Annotated in this window: 19 protein-coding genes; 10 read left to right on the top strand and 9 right to left on the bottom strand. The window is 62.3% G+C overall.

Going from position 1 to position 17,216, the window contains the following annotated elements:
* Position 1 precedes the first annotated feature (1 nt).
* From ACR0J1_RS06555 to ACR0J1_RS06545, 3 genes are all read right to left on the bottom strand, one after another.
* Positions 2-1,657: a U32 family peptidase gene (locus ACR0J1_RS06555; protein WP_480731573.1), complete on the bottom strand. Its 1,656-nt coding sequence runs from the start codon at positions 1,655-1,657 to the stop codon at positions 2-4.
* A gap of 63 nt (positions 1,658-1,720) precedes the next feature.
* On the bottom strand, positions 1,721-2,059 hold the full coding sequence (locus ACR0J1_RS06550) for a hypothetical protein (protein WP_480731571.1): 339 nt from the start codon (positions 2,057-2,059) through the stop codon (positions 1,721-1,723).
* Entirely contained in the window at positions 2,056-2,976 is a 921-nt protein-coding gene (locus ACR0J1_RS06545; RefSeq protein WP_480731570.1) for a DnaJ C-terminal domain-containing protein, read from the bottom strand. Before ACR0J1_RS06545 ends, ACR0J1_RS06550 begins: the two co-directional genes overlap by 4 nt.
* A 161-nt stretch (positions 2,977-3,137) precedes the next feature.
* On the opposite strand from ACR0J1_RS06545, the gene ACR0J1_RS06540 reads away from it, so the two are divergent.
* Complete coding sequence (locus tag ACR0J1_RS06540) at positions 3,138-3,527, top strand: hypothetical protein (protein ID WP_480731568.1); 390 nt, start codon at positions 3,138-3,140, stop codon at positions 3,525-3,527.
* Here the strand turns inward: ACR0J1_RS06540 and ACR0J1_RS06535 are convergent.
* Positions 3,522-4,619, bottom strand: coding sequence for a cystathionine gamma-lyase (locus ACR0J1_RS06535; RefSeq protein WP_480731566.1), 1,098 nt, complete (start codon positions 4,617-4,619; stop codon positions 3,522-3,524). The genes ACR0J1_RS06540 and ACR0J1_RS06535 overlap by 6 nt on opposite strands.
* A gap of 3 nt (positions 4,620-4,622) precedes the next feature.
* Positions 4,623-5,465, bottom strand: coding sequence for an LOG family protein (locus ACR0J1_RS06530; RefSeq protein ID WP_480731564.1), 843 nt, complete (start codon positions 5,463-5,465; stop codon positions 4,623-4,625).
* 80 nt (positions 5,466-5,545) lie between these two features.
* Between ACR0J1_RS06530 and ACR0J1_RS06525 the strand changes: the two genes are divergently transcribed.
* On the top strand, positions 5,546-6,457 hold the full coding sequence (locus tag ACR0J1_RS06525; protein WP_480731562.1) for a threonine/serine dehydratase: 912 nt from the start codon (positions 5,546-5,548) through the stop codon (positions 6,455-6,457).
* A gap of 108 nt (positions 6,458-6,565) precedes the next feature.
* On the top strand, positions 6,566-7,393 hold the full coding sequence (gene dapD, locus ACR0J1_RS06520; RefSeq protein WP_480731560.1) for a 2,3,4,5-tetrahydropyridine-2,6-dicarboxylate N-succinyltransferase: 828 nt from the start codon (positions 6,566-6,568) through the stop codon (positions 7,391-7,393).
* A 50-nt stretch (positions 7,394-7,443) separates the two neighbouring features.
* Here the strand turns inward: dapD and ACR0J1_RS06515 are convergent, their stop codons facing one another.
* Positions 7,444-7,779, bottom strand: a complete 336-nt coding sequence (locus ACR0J1_RS06515) for a cupin domain-containing protein (RefSeq protein WP_480731558.1) — start codon at positions 7,777-7,779, stop codon at positions 7,444-7,446.
* A gap of 99 nt (positions 7,780-7,878) precedes the next feature.
* Between ACR0J1_RS06515 and ACR0J1_RS06510 the strand changes: the two genes are divergently transcribed.
* Positions 7,879-8,223 carry a hypothetical protein gene (locus ACR0J1_RS06510; protein WP_480731556.1) on the top strand — a complete coding sequence of 115 codons (345 nt, stop codon included), beginning with the start codon at positions 7,879-7,881 and terminating at the stop codon, positions 8,221-8,223.
* Here the strand turns inward: ACR0J1_RS06510 and ACR0J1_RS06505 are convergent.
* Complete coding sequence (locus ACR0J1_RS06505) at positions 8,220-9,278, bottom strand: transporter substrate-binding domain-containing protein (protein ID WP_480731554.1); 1,059 nt, start codon at positions 9,276-9,278, stop codon at positions 8,220-8,222. The genes ACR0J1_RS06510 and ACR0J1_RS06505 overlap by 4 nt on opposite strands.
* Positions 9,279-9,485: 207 nt before the next feature.
* Between ACR0J1_RS06505 and dapE the strand changes: the two genes are divergently transcribed.
* From dapE to rnr, 4 genes are read left to right on the top strand one after another with little or no spacing between them, the layout of a single operon-like run.
* Complete coding sequence (gene dapE / locus ACR0J1_RS06500) at positions 9,486-10,625, top strand: succinyl-diaminopimelate desuccinylase (RefSeq protein ID WP_480731553.1); 1,140 nt, start codon at positions 9,486-9,488, stop codon at positions 10,623-10,625.
* Positions 10,622-11,047 carry a GNAT family N-acetyltransferase gene (locus tag ACR0J1_RS06495; protein ID WP_480731551.1) on the top strand — a complete coding sequence of 142 codons (426 nt, stop codon included), beginning with the start codon at positions 10,622-10,624 and terminating at the stop codon, positions 11,045-11,047. Before dapE ends, ACR0J1_RS06495 begins: the two co-directional genes overlap by 4 nt.
* The gene (locus ACR0J1_RS06490; RefSeq protein WP_480731549.1) at positions 11,044-11,619 is read left to right on the top strand and encodes a TIGR04282 family arsenosugar biosynthesis glycosyltransferase; all 576 of its coding nucleotides are present in this window, start codon (positions 11,044-11,046) and stop codon (positions 11,617-11,619) included. The genes ACR0J1_RS06495 and ACR0J1_RS06490 overlap by 4 nt, the downstream gene beginning before the upstream one ends.
* A 48-nt stretch (positions 11,620-11,667) precedes the next feature.
* Positions 11,668-13,926 (top strand): ribonuclease R, encoded by a 2,259-nt coding sequence (gene rnr, locus ACR0J1_RS06485; protein ID WP_480731548.1) that lies wholly within the window; start codon positions 11,668-11,670, stop codon positions 13,924-13,926.
* 10 nt (positions 13,927-13,936) lie between these two features.
* On the opposite strand, the gene ACR0J1_RS06480 is transcribed toward rnr, so the two are convergent.
* Positions 13,937-14,335 carry a DUF1801 domain-containing protein gene (locus ACR0J1_RS06480; protein WP_480731546.1) on the bottom strand — a complete coding sequence of 133 codons (399 nt, stop codon included), beginning with the start codon at positions 14,333-14,335 and terminating at the stop codon, positions 13,937-13,939.
* The gene (locus ACR0J1_RS06475; protein WP_480731544.1) at positions 14,332-15,027 is read right to left on the bottom strand and encodes a glutathione S-transferase family protein; all 696 of its coding nucleotides are present in this window, start codon (positions 15,025-15,027) and stop codon (positions 14,332-14,334) included. Before ACR0J1_RS06475 ends, ACR0J1_RS06480 begins: the two co-directional genes overlap by 4 nt.
* An 82-nt stretch (positions 15,028-15,109) precedes the next feature.
* Between ACR0J1_RS06475 and ACR0J1_RS06470 the strand changes: the two genes are divergently transcribed.
* Together ACR0J1_RS06470 and ACR0J1_RS06465 are read left to right on the top strand one after the other, a co-directional pair.
* Positions 15,110-15,823 (top strand): helix-turn-helix transcriptional regulator, encoded by a 714-nt coding sequence (locus ACR0J1_RS06470; RefSeq protein ID WP_480731542.1) that lies wholly within the window; start codon positions 15,110-15,112, stop codon positions 15,821-15,823.
* A 62-nt stretch (positions 15,824-15,885) separates the two neighbouring features.
* On the top strand, positions 15,886-17,202 hold the full coding sequence (locus ACR0J1_RS06465) for a lytic murein transglycosylase (RefSeq protein ID WP_480731540.1): 1,317 nt from the start codon (positions 15,886-15,888) through the stop codon (positions 17,200-17,202).
* Positions 17,203-17,216 lie beyond the last annotated feature (14 nt).

Raw genomic sequence — 17,216 nt, 5'->3', positions numbered from 1 at the left:
CTCAGATCGCGTCAGGCAGTTTCAATGCCGTTGCTTCGCTGCGGCTGAGCTGTTCGCCTTGTTTGCGTTTTGACAGTACGTCGCGGGCCAGTGCGTATTTCTCATCCTGCCAGAAGATCAGGCAACCGTTGCACCCCTTGCCGCAGCAGCCCTCGGTGCCGATGCGGTTGGTCTTGAAGCGGCGTTCGTTGCCGTCCTCACCAATCTTCTCGACCAGCTCATCCCGGCGGCGGGCATAGGCTTTGGGATTGTCACGGCCCGAGGTTTCAAGCCCCTGTACCAGCTTGTCAAAGCGGATGCGGCTCCAATGTTCGTCCGTCAGCGCGCGTTCCTTGCGCAGCACTGAATAGACCGGGAAACGGGCGCGCAGATCATCCGGGTCCTCGTGATCGAACAGGGTAAAGGGCAGGCGGATCACGGTTTTGGTGCTGCCATGCACCACCTCCAGCCGCGCACCGTCCTGGGCCCGTTCGAAATCGTAGACCCGCAGCAGAACCGTCTTACGCGAGATGGGTGAGACGAAATCCAGCACGTCGCCCGGTTCCAGCTTGTTCTTCACCTCGACCAGAAAGGCATCCTCGGTAACCTCGGTGACGATCCCGGCATATTCCCACTGCGCGATGGCGGCGGTGTGCTCGTAATCATGGGCATAATTGGTCAATCGCCCTTCGTGGAACGCCAATGTATAGCCGCGATTTCCGACGGTTTCGAGTTCCCGCATGTAAGGCTTGGGGTCCCAGTTTTCGGGGTCTTCGAAATAGTCATCAATGGCCATCCGGTAGGCCCGCGCGACGATGGCGGCGTAATATTCCGACTTGCCACGCCCTTCGACCTTGAGGCTATCGACCCCGATCTTCAGATATTCATCCAGCTTGGGCATGATGCACAGATCGCGGGAATTGAGGATGTAAGAGCCGCGATCATCCTCTTCGATGGGCATCAGATCACCGGGGCGGCAGCCCTCTTCCAGAAGGAATTCGAACAGGTCGGCGTTGTCTTCGGTAATACGCAGTTCCTGATGGGTACCGTCCTTGAGGCGCAGCTTCACGCCATAGTTCCAGCGGCAGGAATTGGCACAGTTGCCTTGGTTCGCCCCACGCTCGGCCATGAAATTCGACAGCAGGCAGCGTCCCGAATAGGTCATGCACATAGCCCCGTGCACAAACGCCTCAAGCTTGATGTCAGGGCATTTCTCGCGAATTTCGACCAGTTCGGGATAGGATACCTCGCGCGCCAGAACCACCAGCTCGGCCCCCTGATCCTGCCAGAATTTCACCGATAGCCACGAACAGATATTGGCCTGGGTTGAGATATGCAGCGGCAGTTCGGGTGCCCGTTCGCGGACATATTGGAACACACCGGGGTCGGCGATGATCAGGCCATCGGGTTTCACCTTGCGGACGGTGTCGATGTACTCGTCCAGTTTCGGGATGTCCTTGTTGTGCGAGAACAGGTTCAGCGTCAGATAGGCGCGCCGTCCATGGCTGTGGCAGAACTCGACCCCTTCGATCACCTCTTCCAGCGAGAACTCGGATTTCGTGCGCAGCGACATATCCGGTGTGCCCAGATACACTGCGTCGGCCCCATAGAGGATGGCGAGTTTCAGCTTGCGCAGATTGCCCGCAGGCATCAGCAATTCGGATCGGGACTGGGGCATCGGACTACCGGGCATTGGATCAAGCGCGCCTTCTACGCCAAATCCCGCGCCGCCAAAACCCCGTTATCTGCGACGGAACCGCGCTGTGCCGATGACCTCGACCAGTTGCTGGCGTACTGGTTCCGGTTGTGCCTCGACCGCGTTCAACACCTCTCGCAGTTCCGCGCGCAACCCGTGCATTTGGTCGATGAGGGAGATCATCATCGACAGCGCATCGGCCTCCATGTCGTATTGGTCATGCAACTCGCAGGCCAGTTCCAGGCGGGCAACGTCGATCCGTTGATACACAAGCCCATCGTCTGACTGTTCGGGGATCACGATCTCGGCGGCCAGATACTCGGTCAGCCGGTCCGAGGTCAGGCGGGTGACTGTTTCGATCAGTTGCTTTTCGGTCAGGCTCATGACGGCATTCCTTTCCGCGGATCATAGCGGTGGGTCTCGCGCCACGTCTCCATGAACTGTTTGAGGTCTTCGTCCACCGTGTCGGGCAGGGTAACGGTCAGTTCGATCAACTGATCACCGCGCTCGGACGAGCCGCGTTTCTTGACCCCTTTGCCCCGCAGACGCAGGGTTTTGCCGCTGCTGGTGCCAGCCGGGACACTGACATTGACCCCGCCATCGATAGTTGGGGCCGGGACCTTGCCGCCCAGCACAGCCTCATCAATCGTGATCGGCAGCGAGATATGGATGTCGTCACCCTGCCGGTCAAAGACCGGATGGTTCGCGACGGACACGGTGACCAGCGCATCGCCCGGCGGCCCCTCACCATAGCCCGGCGCGCCTTTGCCCCGCAGGCGGATGGTTTGGCCATCGGTGATCCCTGCGGGGATTTTGACCTCGATCCGGTCGCCATCGGGCAGGGTCAGCTTTTGGCTTGCTCCAAAGACCGCATCCAGAAAGCTGATCCGCAACGAGTAGTTCAGGTTGTGACCGGGCGCGTGGAATTCCTGTGTGCGCTGGCCGCCAAACCCACCGCGTCCGCGCATGAATTCGGCAAAGATGTCGGACATATCGTCCGGGTCTGCCTGCCGCCCACGATAGGGGTTTCCGGCGGCCTCGGCATAGTCGCGGTAATACTGCTGCTGCGGGCGTTCCTGACCCGAGGCGTCAATCTCGCCTCTGTCATACTGCGCCCGCTTCTCAGGGTCTTTCAGCAGGTCATAGGCTGCGGCTGCGGCTTTGAACTTCGCTTCGGCCTCGGCATCGCCCGGTTTCAGGTCCGGGTGGCACTCCTTGGCGATGCGCCGATAGGCTTTCTTGATCTCGGTCTCGCTGGCGTCTTTGGCGACTCCGAGGATGGTATAGGGATCGTCGCTCATCTCACCTCTCGCGGATGGGGGAAGGGCTTATCCTGATGAAGGTATTTTATCATGCGATTTCAACAGGTCAAAAAGAAGAGGCGGCTGAAATGCCTCGCAAAATCCGCAGGCCCTGTTAATATCAGGATGTTTGAGAGTGTTCATTGACGGAGAGTGTTTTCATGACGCGCAGACTCAAGTCGGTTCTGGCCCTGCTGGCCGGGAATGCCATCGGGTTGTTGCTGGCGGCTTTGCTGCTTTCGGAATTTGCGATCCGTCCGATCTCGTTCATCGTGGTGGTGATTGTTTTCACCCTTGTGCAGGTTGTGGCCGAGCCGCTGATCCTGAAGCTGGGCGAGAAACGCGCGCCGTCGATCAAGGGCGGGATTGCGTTGATCGTGACCTTTGTGGGCCTGCTGGTTACCGATCTGGTGACAAACGGGCTGACCATTGGCGGTCTCTCGAACCTGTTGGCGGCAACGCTGCTGGTCTGGTTGGGGGCTTTGATCGCCAGCGTGGTGCTGCCGATCTATGTATTCACCGAACTGCGTGAGCCCCGGAAGAAATCATAACGCGTTCAGGCTCGCTTCGATCGCCTGCCACAGTTCTTCGACTGGCTCACATCCGACCGACAGGCGGATGAAGGCGGGATCGACATCGTCGCCCCAGCGCGCACGACGCTCGGCCGAGCTGTGGACGCCGCCGAAGGAGGTCGCGGGGCGCAGCAGAGGGCAGGTGTTGATGAGGGCTTCGGCCTTTTCTTCGCTGTCCAGTGTCAGGGATAGCAGGAACCCGAACCGCGTGGTTTGCGCCTTGGCCAATTCGTGCGACGGATCACCCGGCAGGCCGGGATAGCGCACGTGTTTGACGGCGGAATGTGCCGCCAGCCGTTCCGCCAGTACCTGCGCCGAGGCGCACATGCGGTCGAACCGCACGTCCAGCGTCTCAAGCCCGCGATGCAGCAACCATGCCTCATGCGGGCCGGGGATTGCGCCCGAGACCTTTCGCCACTCCTCAACCCGTTCCATGATCTGCGGGTTGCGGCTGGCGACATGGCCCATCAGCATATCCGAATGCCCGCCCATCGCCTTGGTGTCGGAGGACACAACCACGTCGATGCCCAGATCAAGCGGGCGCTGCCCCAACGGAGTCATAGTGGTGTTGTCGGCAATCGTCACACCACCGGTGGCCCGAACCTGATCCGCCACGGCGCGCAGGTCGATCATGTCCAGACCGGGGTTCGAGGGGCTTTCGACAAAGACCACATCGAACCCGTCAAATCCACCTTGGGTGAAGGCGGTGGTGGGGCGTTCCTCGACCTCGACACCCAGACGCGACAGGAAGCGATCAGCCAGCAGGCGGGTGACATAGTAGCCGTCCGATGGGATCAGCAGACGCGACCCTGCCTGCAGAGTGGCAAACAATGCTGCCGAAATCGCCCCCATCCCGGACGGAAAGCTGAGGCAGGGCGCGTCCTCCAGATGCGAGAGGACGTGTTCCAGCTGCACCCATGTGGGATTGTCGACCCGGCCATAGGTCGCGTGCCCGTCCGGTGCACCCGGCAGGTGGTACATGCTGCTTTGGGTCAGCGGCAGCGCCACCGGCTCACCCTTGTTCAGAGCGTTCCCGCGCAGGTGCAGCATCTCTCCGGTCTTGGGGGCCATGACTCAGCGCCCTGGGATTTCGTCACGGGGCGGGGCGGGTTCCCAGTTCTCGATGATCTCAACCGCCTCTTGCGCCGTATCTACGAACCGGAACAGATCGAGGTCTTCTTCGGAAATCGTTCCAGCGTCAGCCAGCGCTTCCCAGTTGATGACCTTTTCCCAGAATTCGCGGCCAAACAGCAGGAAGGGCACACGCTCCATCCGGCCAGTCTGGATCAGGGTCAGCGATTCGAACAGTTCATCCATGGTACCGAAGCCACCGGGGAAGATGGTGATGGCGCGGGCGCGCATCAGGAAGTGCATTTTGCGGATGGCGAAATAGTGGAAGTTGAAGCTGAGATCGGGCGTCACATACAGGTTCGGCGCCTGCTCATGCGGCAGTACGATGTTCAGCCCGATGGAACAGCCGCCCGCGTCCTGCGCGCCGCGGTTTCCGGCCTCCATCACACCGGGGCCGCCACCGGTGACGATAACGTTTTCGCGGCAGCCGGTCTCGTTCGACTTTTCGGTCATCAGCCGGGCGAACTCGCGCGCTTCGTCGTAATACTGCGACAGCCCTGCCAGCGTTTCTGTCCGCGCGGTGTGTTTCTGCGATGGCTCGGGGATGCGCGCGCCGCCGAACATGACGATGGTCGAGGTGATCTGACGCTCGGACATGATCATCTCAGGTTTTAGCAGCTCGAGCTGCAGGCGTACCGGGCGCAGCTCGTCCCGGCACAGGAAATCGTCATCGGCGAAGGCAAGGCGATAGGCCGGGGAACGGGTCTGCGGCGTGTCTGGCACCTCACTGGCGGTCGAACGGTCGGTCTGCGCGTCGCGGAAGGGGCTGAGGCGGTCTTCTCTCATGGGTGATCGATCCCTGCTTGCGTGTTTCCCAAACAGCTATAGGGTTCGCGGGCAGAGTGCCAGTCACGGAAAGACAAGTAATGGATTGGAAGAGTGAAATATCCGCTGCGCGTGCGCGTATCGCCGGTTATGCGCAAGTGACGCCGGTAATGGAAAGCCAGATGCTGGGCTATCCGGTTGAGATGAAGCTGGAGCATATGCAGCACACCGGCAGCTTCAAGGCGCGTGGGGCGTTTAATACGTTGCTGAGTTCCGATGTGCCCGAGGCCGGGGTCGTGGCGGCCTCGGGCGGCAATCATGGGGCCGCGGCGGCCTATGCAGCGAAGGCGCTGGGCCATCCGGCCAAGATATTCGTTCCGGAATTGGCGGGGCCATCCAAGATCGCTCTGATCGAGCAAACCGGTGCCGATCTGAGCGTTGTATCCGGTGAATATGCCAATGCATTGATGGGCGCGCAGGCGCATGAAGCCGAGACCGGCGCGATGCAGATCCATGCCTATGACGCCCCTGCCACCGTGGCAGGGCAGGGCACCTGCTTTGCCGAATGGGAGGCGCAGGGGCTACAGGCCGATACCGTTCTGGTCGCAGTCGGTGGTGGCGGCCTGATCGCCGGAGCGCTGGCGTGGTTCCAGGGCGCGCGCAAGGTTGTGGCAGTCGAGCCCGAGACTTCATGCGCACTGAATGCCGCGTTGCAGGCAGGTGAGCCGGTTGACGTTTCGGTCTCGGGCATTGCCGCGAATGCGCTGGGCGCGCGGCGGATCGGGTCGATTTGTTTTGACTTGGCGCAGGGGATGGAGTCGGTTCTGGTGTCGGATGCAGCTATCGCCGAGGCGCAAAAGCGCTTGTGGCAGGCGCACCGCATCCTCGTGGAACCCGCGGGCGCAGCCGCGCTGGCGGCACTTGTTTCGGGCGCGTATCAGCCCGCACCGAACGAGCGTGTGGCGGTGCTGGTTTGTGGCGGCAACATCGCGCCGGACCCGTTTGCAGGCTGACGATCCGGGAAACAGACGCAATTCGCGCGTTCTACGTCGCATTGCAGCACGGCTTGGCCTTGCTTATACGCCAAACGAACGTGAACAGATTCTTCAGGGAGCCCCGAAATGTCCAACGCCCAATTGGAAGCCGCCATCGAAGCCGCCTGGGAGGCGCGCGACACCATCAGCCCCGCCACCAAGGGCGAGACGCGAGAGGCGATCGAGGATACGTTGAACGCGTTGGACAGCGGCTCGTTGCGGGTGGCCGAAAAGCTGGACAGCGGTGACTGGCATGTGAACCAGTGGGCCAAGAAGGCGGTTCTGCTGGGGTTCCGTATCAAGGACATGGAAATCCAGACCGGAGGCCCGCAGGCTGGTGGCTGGTGGGACAAGGTGGACAGCAAGTTCGCCGGTTGGGGTGAGAACCAATGGCAGGCCGCCGGGTTCCGCGCCGTGCCGAATTGCGTGGTGCGCAAGTCGGCCTATGTTGCCCCGGGCGTGGTGCTGATGCCGTCCTTCGTGAACCTCGGGGCCTATGTGGACGAGGGCACCATGGTTGACACCTGGGCCACCGTCGGGTCCTGCGCGCAGATCGGCAAGAACGTGCACCTTTCGGGCGGCGTCGGCATCGGTGGCGTGCTGGAACCCATGCAGGCCGGTCCGACTATCATCGAGGACAACTGCTTTATCGGTGCCCGCTCCGAAGTGGTCGAGGGCTGCATCGTTCGCGAAGGCTCGGTCCTGGGCATGGGCGTGTTCATCGGCAAGTCCACCAAGATCGTCGATCGCGAAACCGGCGAGGTCACCTATGGCGAGGTGCCACCCTATTCGGTGGTCGTTGCGGGCTCGATGCCATCGAAGAACAACATCAGCCTCTATTGCGCGGTGATCGTGAAGCGCGTGGATGAAAAGACCCGGTCCAAGACCGGGATCAATGAGCTGCTGCGCGACTGAACCGCCAGTATCCGAATGTGGGGCCGCAGCTTAGTGCTGCGGCCTTTTTTTCAGCTTTTGACTGGGTAACGATCGGGTTCCTCGAACACATCGATCACCCGCGACCCCGCTTTGATCTTACCCCCATGCTCAACCCCTGATGGGATCGAATAGCTGTCGCCGGGGCCATAGGTTTTGGTCTCATCCCCGATGGTCAGTTCGATCTCACCCTCAACCACGGTGCCCCATTGCGCTTTGTGCGAATGTATGGGGAGTTCAAAGTCCTGCAGGAAGGTGAAAAACGCCACCAGCCCGGCGTCCGAACGGATGACGGCGGTTTGCACCACGTCTTCGGGAAAGGGGACGTCAAGGCTGGGAAAGTCAGTGATGAAATCTGGATAGGTCATATGGCACCTTTGCTCATTCGCGGCGTGGTCACTATGACGACCTGTCTGCGTTCGCGCAATTGCTTGACCGGGCAAGGGCGCAGGGCTATGGCCCCAACTATGGAAAAGAAAAAGAAACTGTCGCGCCAGCAAGTCTATACCCTTCTCGTCCAGATCGGCCGGAAAGAGGGCGACGGGCTGCCCGAAGGCGCCACCGGGGCAGCGCTGATGTGTTTTGCCAGCGGCGTGGACGAGGCCGAGGCGGTGCGCGAGACGGTGGCGATCCTGAAACAGGCCGACACCGCGCCGCTGGATGTCACGGGATATGGCACATTGGCCGAGCGTGAGGCGCAGGGGCATGAGATCGACCCGGACGAGCGCGCCCTGATGCAACGCGCACTGGACGAGAATGCGGTGATCGTCGCGCAGATGACACCGTTTTTCGGCGACGAGGCGCAGGCCTAGTTCCGGCTGCCGAACCACTTGCGGTAGATTTCGTCATATGTGCCATCTTCACGCAGCGACAGCAGCGCCTGATTGACGTCCTCAACCAGAGGCGAACCGGTCGGAAAGGCGATGCCATAGTTTTCGCGCATGAAAATCCCACCGGTCATCGAGGCGATCCTGCGCCCATCATGGCTGGCGAAGTAAGACAGGATGGGCGCGTCGAACACCACCGCATCCAGGTCCTTGTTTCGGAAGGCCTCCAGCATCTCCTGCAGTCCGGCATAGCCGGTAAAGTCGATCTCGCGCCGGTTCAGAAAGCTGGCCGCGGTTGAATCGTTGATGGTGCCAACCTGTTTGCCATAGAGGTCATTGACCGAGTTCACGTTGCCGGTGATGGCATCCACCGTCATGACCGAGGTGATGCGCGCGGTAAAGACCGACACGATGAACAGCGAAGACACCACCAGCACCACGCCCAGCAGGCGGCCAAACGGGGTGCGCGGCATACGTTCCTCGAACCCGCCATTGACCACAAGGTTCAACGCCCACCAGAACGAAGGGAACCAGGCCTCGTTTAGTTTGCGGTCGAAATAGGGCTGCGCCCGGCGCTCGAACCCCCACATCAGCATCCCGCCGCCCAGCAGGATGGCAAAGGCCAGCCCGATGGCGATGAACAATTCGCGCGACAGTAACGCCTGCAGCAGCGACGGGCTGCGCGCGGCGTCCGAGGGGACCATAATCTGCAGCCCCGCTTCAAAGATCGGCTGACTGAAATCCATCTGCGTCTCGCGCGCCGCCGTGATCGAGATATTGGCGATTGCCAGATCGGCGCTGCCATCCTGCACCGCGCCCAGCATCTCGCCGAAGGTTTCGACGCGGTTGATGTCGTAGTCCCAGCCCAGCGACTCGGCCAGCGCGGCCAGAAGGTCCATCGAGAATCCGGTTTGCGCTCCGTCTTCAACAGAAGAGAACGGAGGGCGGGTCACCGTGGTAACCGTCAGGGTCTGGGCCTGGCTCTGCTGCGCGAAGACGGCGAAGGTCAGGCAGATCAATGCGAAGAGGCTGCGGGTCATGGGTCGGCACCTGTTTCGCGGCCCCTTATCGCAATTTATCACAGCGCGGCAAGATGATCGCCGGGTCAGGTCGCATGTTTTGTTGGGGTGTCAAACCGAGATCACGGCCCGTTTGCCCCGGAATTTTGCCGCTTCGGGGTTGGCAATCCGGTCAATTCGTTGAATCTGTGCGGGAACACCGGCACCCCCAGCCATGAAAGGCCCGCCATGATCGACCCTGTCCAGCTAACCGCAGACCTGATCCGTTGCCCATCGGTCACACCCGAGGAAGGCGGCGCCCTGCTGTTGTTGGACCGTGTGCTGTCCGAGGCGGGGTTCGAGTGCACGCGCGTGGATCGCGGCGGCATCAGCAATTTGTTTGCGCGCTGGGGCGGGAAGGACCACGCGCGCAGCTTCGGTTTCAATGGCCACACGGATGTTGTTCCGGTGGGCGATGCAGCTGCATGGACACGTCCGCCCTTCGGGGCCGAAATCCACGAAGGCGTGTTGTACGGGCGCGGGGCGACAGATATGAAATCGGGCGTGGCGGCCTTTGCCGCGGCCGCCATTGATTTCGTCCGAGACACGCCGCCCGACGGGGCTGTCATCCTGACGATCACCGGAGACGAGGAAGGCGATGCATTGGACGGCACAACCGCTCTGCTGGATCATATGGATCAGACGGGCGAGCGGATGTCGGTCTGTCTGGTGGGTGAACCCACCTGTCCCGAGCGCATGGGCGAGATGATCAAGATCGGACGGCGGGGCTCGATGACCGCGTGGTTTACGGTGACCGGTGTGCAGGGGCATTCGGCCTATCCGCACCGGGCCAAGAACCCGCTGCCGGCGATGGCGCGACTGATGGACCGGCTGGCCAGTCATGAACTGGATCAGGGGACGGCGCATTTCGATGCCTCGACGCTGGCCGTGGTGACCATCGACACCGGTAACGCGGCGACCAACGTCATCCCGGCCCAATGCAGCGGTGCGGTGAACATCCGGTTCAACGACCTGCATTCGGGGGCCAGCCTTAGTGACTGGCTGAGATCCGAGGCTGCACAAGTGGCCGAGACCTTTGGCGTTACAGTCGATACCCGCATCAAGATCTCAGGCGAGAGCTTTCTGACACCGCCCGGCCCGCTGTCGGATCTGGTGGCCCGCGCGGTCGAGGCGGAAACCGGCCTTCAGCCCGAACTATCCACAACAGGCGGCACCTCGGATGCGCGGTTCATCAAGGCGCATTGCCCGGTTGTCGAATTCGGCCTTGTGGGCCGCACCATGCATCAGGTCGATGAATGCGTCGAGGTTGACCACATTCATCAGCTCAAGGCGGTCTATACCCGCATCCTGCAGGAGTATTTCCGATGACAGCCACCGTTGATATCACCCGCGACCATGACACCTGCTATGCCCTGCGGCATGAGGTATTCGTGCTGGAACAGAATGTGCCCATCGAAGAGGAGCGCGACGCGCTGGATGAGACGGCGACGCATCTTCTGGCGCATCTTGATGGGGCTGCGGTGGGCACGGCGCGGGTGGTGTTTCTGGACGACACCGCCAAAATCGGCCGGGTGTGCGTCCGGCAGATGACGCGCGGAACCGGGCTGGGCGTCGCGCTGATCCAGAGGGCAATCGAGGTCGCCCGAGCGCAGGGAGGCATCCGCACCGTCAAGCTGGGCGCGCAGGTCGATGCGATCGGGTTCTACGAAAAGCTGGGCTTTACCGCCTATGGCCCGGTCTATGACGATGCCGGGATCGATCACCGCGACATGGCGCTGGATCTGGGGTGAGGCGCACCCTTGTCATCATGGTCAAGGAACCACGCCCGGGGCGGGTGAAGACCCGGCTGGGCCGCGACATCGGCATGGTCGGTGCGGCGTGGTGGTTTCGTCACCAGACGCGCAGGCTGATCCGCCGATTGCGTGACCCGCGCTGGCAGATCGTGCTGGCGGTTTCACCGGATCGCGAGGGGCTGAGCAGCCGTATCTGGCCTGCCGACCTGCCGCGCGCGGCGCAAGGGCCGGGTGATCTGGGCGACCGCATGGGGCGGATGCTGCGCGGCATGCCGAAGGGGCCGGTTTGCCTGATCGGGGCAGATATTCCAGATATCACGCGCGATCATATCGCGGGTGCCTTTGGTGTGTTGGGTCAAGCCCAGATGGTGTTTGGCCCGGCACCTGACGGCGGTTATTGGCTGGTCGGTGCGCAACGGTACGCCGCGCTGCCTTCGAGCCTGTTCAGTAATGTGCGCTGGTCGACCGAAGATGCGCTGGCGGACACGCTGGCCTCGGTGCCCGGCCTTCGGGTGGCGCTGCTGGATCATCTGCGCGACGTGGATACGGTGGCCGATCTGAACCCCTGAGCGCTTTTTGGTCATGACGCCGTCGCAGACCCGTGCTAGGCCGAAGATATGACTCGCATCCCCTCGAAGCAGGAGGTCCTGGACTGGATCTCGGCGAACCCCACCCTGACCTCGAAACGTGACATCGCCAAGGCCTTTGGGATCAAGGGCGCGGCGCGGATCGACCTGAAGCGCATTCTGCGCGAGCTAGAGGCGGACGGCCATCTGGAAAAGCGCAAACGCAGCTATAGCGATCCGGACAGGCTGCCGCCGGTCAGTGTGCTGCAGGTGAAGGCCCCGAACGCCGACGGGGATCTGTTTGCCCGCCCGCTGGAATGGCATGGCGAAGGGGTTGAGCCCATCGTCCTGCTGATCACCCGCGCCAGCGACCCGGTTTTGGGCGAGGGCGACCGTATTCTGGCCCGCCTGACCGTGGTGCATGAGGAAGACCACAACTACGAAGCCCGCCTGATCCGCCGCATCGGGACCAACCCGCGCAAGATCGTCGGCATCTTCCGCAAAGGGGCCGAGGGTGGGCGTATCGTGCCCATCGACAAGGCCGGCCAAAACGAATGGCTGGTGCCCGAAGGGGCTTTGCTGGGTGCCAAGGATGGGGAACTTGTCGAGGCCGAGCAGGCCGGACCCAAGAACCGTATGGGCTTGCCCCGCGCGCGGATTGTCGAACGGCTGGGTGACCCCACCGCGCCCAAGGCGGTCTCGCTGATCGCGATCCATCAGCACGGTATCCCCGATGACTTCCCTGACAAGGTGATCGATGAGGCCGATAAGGCCAAACCCGTCGGCCTGAAGGGCCGCGAGGACCTGCGGGACATGCCGCTGCTGACCATCGACCCCTCGGATGCGCGGGATCATGACGACGCGTGCTATGCCCATGCGGATGATGACCCCAAGAACCCCGGCGGCCATGTGATCTGGGTCGCTATTGCCGATGTCGCTGCCTATGTGCAGCCCGGCACCGCGCTGGACCGCGAGGCGCGCAAGCGGGGCAATTCCAGCTATTTCCCGGACCGTGTTGTGCCGATGCTGCCGGATCGTCTGTCGGGTGATCTGTGTTCACTGCACGAAGGCGTCCCGCGTGCCTGTATCGCGGTGCGGATGCAGATCGACGCAGACGGCAACAAAATCGGCCATCGCTTTGTGCGCGGCCTGATGCGCTCGGCTGCGTCTCTGCATTATGCCGAGGTGCAGGAAGCTATCGACGGTACGCCCAACGACCGCACCGGGCCACTGTTGGAGACGGTCTTGAGGCCGCTCTACGCCGCCTATGCCACGCTGAAAAAGGCGCGGGCCGAGCGGCAGCCGCTGGAACTGGACCTGCCCGAGCGCCAGATTGTGCTCAGCGACACCGGTGAAGTGACCGGTGTGGCCTTCCGCGACCGGCTGGATGCGCATAAGCTGATTGAAGAATTCATGATCCTCGCCAACGTGGCCGCTGCGGAAACGCTGATCGCCAAGCGCCACCCGCTGCTGTTCCGCGTCCACGAAGAACCCGCGCCCGAAAAGCTGGAGAGCCTGCGGGAAACGGCTCAGGCGGCGGGGCTGAATCTTGCCAAAGGGCAGGGGCTGCAGACCCGCCACCTGAACGCGCTGCTGAACGCTGCTGCGGGGACCGAGGATGCCGAGCTGATCAACCTGACCACGCTACGTTCGATGGCGCAGGCCTATTACAACCCCGAGAATTTTGGCCATTTCGGCCTCGCGCTGCGGAATTACGCGCATTTCACTTCTCCCATTCGCCGCTATGCCGACTTGATCGTGCATCGGTCGCTGATTTCGGCCCATGGCTGGGGCAAGGACGGGCTGACCGAGGATGAAATCGGGCGGCTGGAGGAAACCGCCACGCATATCTCGGACACTGAACGCCGGTCCATGATGGCGGAACGGGATACAACCGACCGCTATCTGGCCGCCTATCTCAGCGAACGGGTGGGCAACGAGTTCTCGGGCCGGATCAGCGGCATAGCGCGCTTTGGGGCCTTCGTGAAGATGGATGAAACCGGCGCGGATGGGTTGGTTCCGGTGCGGTCTTTGGGGCGCGAGTTTTTCCATTTCGACCGCGAGGCCGGGACGCTGATGGGGTCGGACACCGGCCTGATTATCGCCATCGGCCAGCGTGTCACTGTGCGGCTGACTGCGGCGACACCGGTTACCGGTGGGTTGGAGCTGGAATTGCTGTCCATCGACGATCAGGCCCTGCCGCGCGGGCGGGGACCGGCCAAAAGGGCGACGCGGCGCAAGGCGGCCAGCAACAAGCGCAAGAAAGACAAGATCAAGCGCAAGGTCGAACGCAAACGCCGTCAGAGGTGATGCGTCTTTCTCAGGCGTTCCCCTTAACGCGATAGGTCAGCGCCCGCGCAATCAGCCAGCCATGACGCGTGGCGTCGATCTGCGCGGGATCGTCAAACAACACCGCCCGGTTGCCGTCGATCCGATCCTCGCCGGGAAAGGCCGAGGTGAACTCGCCCATCAACCGGCTCTGGCAATGCACGAACAGCGCAAAAGGCGCCGCCTTATGCCCGCCCAACCGGATCGTGGAGCCTTTTGGTGCCAGATAGGCAGGCTGGCCCCAGCGCAACGCCTCTTGCAGCGGCTGGGCGCGGGGCAGGGCCGCCGCAGTCTCGAAGATCAGTCCGCGCAGGGCCAAGGCCCCGGCGCGGGTTTTCTCCGGCAGCGCATCATAAGCGGCGGCCACTTCGGGGTTTTCAAAGGGCGTCATAGGGGGATCGCCTGCTCCATCCGGGTCACGTAACTGTCCAGCAGCTTATCCTGTTTGATCCGGCGGGTCAGCGGAGTATCCGCAGGCGTCGCGCGCATCGCCGCCAGCATGGGACCGACGCTCATGTCAGCCGAGGTCGGGGAATCGCCCACCAAATAGGGGGATTGCCACAGATAGGCCGAAATCGCGTCGAGATCGCGTTCCAGCCTGTCGTGCCGTTCGGCCGGTGAAAACCGCGATACGCCTTGAAATGACAGCCCTTTGAGCACCGATTTGCGGATCGAATTGGCCACAGGTTTGCGGATCAGCGCCGGGATCATGGTGAAGAACGTATCCCGCAGGATCGGCCAGACCTCATCATTGGCCCAACGGTCCTGCACGATGTGGAAATACAGATGTTCCTCGGCCAGACGGATCAGCGCGCGGGAGTGGGCCTTCTGTACGTCGCTCAAACCGGCATCGAAATTGGCCCCCTGTGCCTCCAGCCACTCGCGGATCAGGTCGCTGTCGGGGACCAGCCGCTCGGGCGTGCGCAGGACCGGCAGCTTCTGATGCGGCATCTTGCGTGGGTCCAGCATATCGGACCGCTTCCAGCGTTGGCCTGCGCTTTGCAACATCAGGGCGGTCTTGACGCAGAACGGGCTGGCACTGAACTGGCCAAAGGCAGAGGGGAAGGTGAGTAGGGTCAGCATGTTGTGCTCCATCATAGGGATGAGGGATGGATACATCGACCTGATGACAGTTTCCGTCATCAGAGTTAGGTTAACTGTCACCATGTCTCGCACCGCCCGCCTGTTCCAATTGATGCAAGCCCTGCGTTCTGGCCCGTCGCCCAGAACGTCGGTTCAACTGGCGCAGGACTTGGACGTATCCCCGCGGACGATCCATCGGGATATCGAGGCATTGCGTGGGCTCGGTGCGGTGATCGATGGCGAGGCGGGGTTTGGCTTTACCCTGATCGAAGACGCCACTCTGCCGCCGCTTGGCTTTACCAATGACGAACTGGAAGCGCTGGTTCTGGGTCTGCGTGAGGTGCAGTTGATCGGCGATCCGGCCCTGTCGGACGCGGCCAGCGCGGCGCTGCGGAAGTTGCAGGGGCGGCTGCCGCCGCGCCAGTCGCACCGGCTGAGCCATGCGGTGCTGACCGCAACGCGTTTCGACCGGCCTGCAACGCCAACCATCGAGGTTGCCGAGCTGCGGCAGGCCGCGTGGGACGAGCGTGCGGTCGAGTTTGCCTATACCGATGCCAAAGGCGCGGCCACCCGCAGAAAGGTCAATCCGCTAAGCATCGTTTACATGGATCGCGCCAGCGTTCTGCTCAGCTGGTGCCATCTGCGGCGTGATTTCCGGGTGTTCCGGCTGGACCGCATGCACGAGATGACCATCACCGATCACAGCTTTCGTCCCAATCGTGTGCCTCTGCTGCGGGATGCCATTGCGCGTATTCGTGCCGAACGCGATGCACAGGACCAGGCAGCGCAGACTTGAGCGCTTTGTGAAATCGCCAAACTGCGCTATCCTGAACCCGAGCAGTAATCAGGAAAAACGGAATGCATAAATGCGCAAGCGGCGTCATGACCGCTGCATTATGGGCATCCATAGTGCAGGCGGATATAGCGGACAAATCCATACGACCTCTGGCCCGGCCTCAGGTCGAAAACGTACAACTGGCCTCGGCGGATGTGACAGTGTCGATCCGGCCGGTTGTGCGACCCGAAGTAAAGGCGCGTCCCGTGTCGGCTGAGGGCAACGCGCGGTTTCAGGCATGGTTGGGTGCGTTCCGTGAACGCGCCATGGCCCAGGGTATTTCGGCGGCCACGCTGGATCACGCCCTTGCGGGCTTGCGATACGACAAGGACGTTATCCGGCGTGACCGCAACCAGGCCGAGTTTTCCAAACCGATCTGGGAGTATCTGGATTCCGCCGTCTCGGACACGCGCGTCACAAATGGTCGCGCGGGGCTGCAGCGGCACCAAGAGACGCTGACCCGGATCGAGGCGCAATATGGCGTCGAAAAAGAGGTCGTCGTTGCCATCTGGGGGCTTGAAACCTCGTTCGGATCCTTCCGAGGCAGCAACCAGACGATCCGTTCGCTTGCGACGCTGGCCTTTGATGCACGGAGGGCATCGTTTTTTGAAACGCAACTGATTGCGGCCCTGCGGATCGTGCAGGCCGGGGATGTCGGTGCGGGAAACATGATGGGCAGTTGGGCCGGGGCGATGGGGCATACGCAGTTCATGCCGACGTCGTTTCTGGATCATGCGGTGGATTTCGATGGCGACGGGCGGCGCGATATCTGGTCGGATGACCCCACGGATGCGCTGGCCTCGGCGGCAGCCTATCTGGCGCGGCATGGCTGGACAAAGGGTCAGCCATGGGGGGTTGAGGTGACTTTGCCTGAGGGGTTCGATTACGCCACTGCGCGGCGGGATCATCTGCGGCTGCCGTCGGAATGGGCCGCACGCGGGGTGGTGGCGCATAATGGCCGGGCGATCCCGGATCATGGCCCGGCTGCGATCCTGCTGCCCGCGGGTGGACGGGGTGTCGCGCTGATGGTCTTCGAAAATTTCCAAGTGATTGAGGCCTATAACGGCGCCGACGCATATGTCATCGGGATCGGCCACCTGTCCGACCGCCTTGCCGGAAGCGGGCCATTTCAGGCCGGATGGCCGCGCGGCGACCGGATCCTCAGCTTCACCGAGCGCAAGGAGTTGCAGCAACGCCTCACCCGTGCCGGGTTTGACACGCAGGGCATCGACGGGCGCACCGGCCCGAACACGGTCAATGCGGTGCGGGCCTATCAGGTAGCGCAGGGGCTGGTGCCGGACGGCTATCCGTCGCTGATGCTGCTGGAGAGGATGCGCTGACCGATCGCGCGGGC

Source organism: Ruegeria sp. CJ3, assembly GCF_056536725.1.
This window is presented reverse-complemented; position numbering and strand designations above follow the sequence as displayed.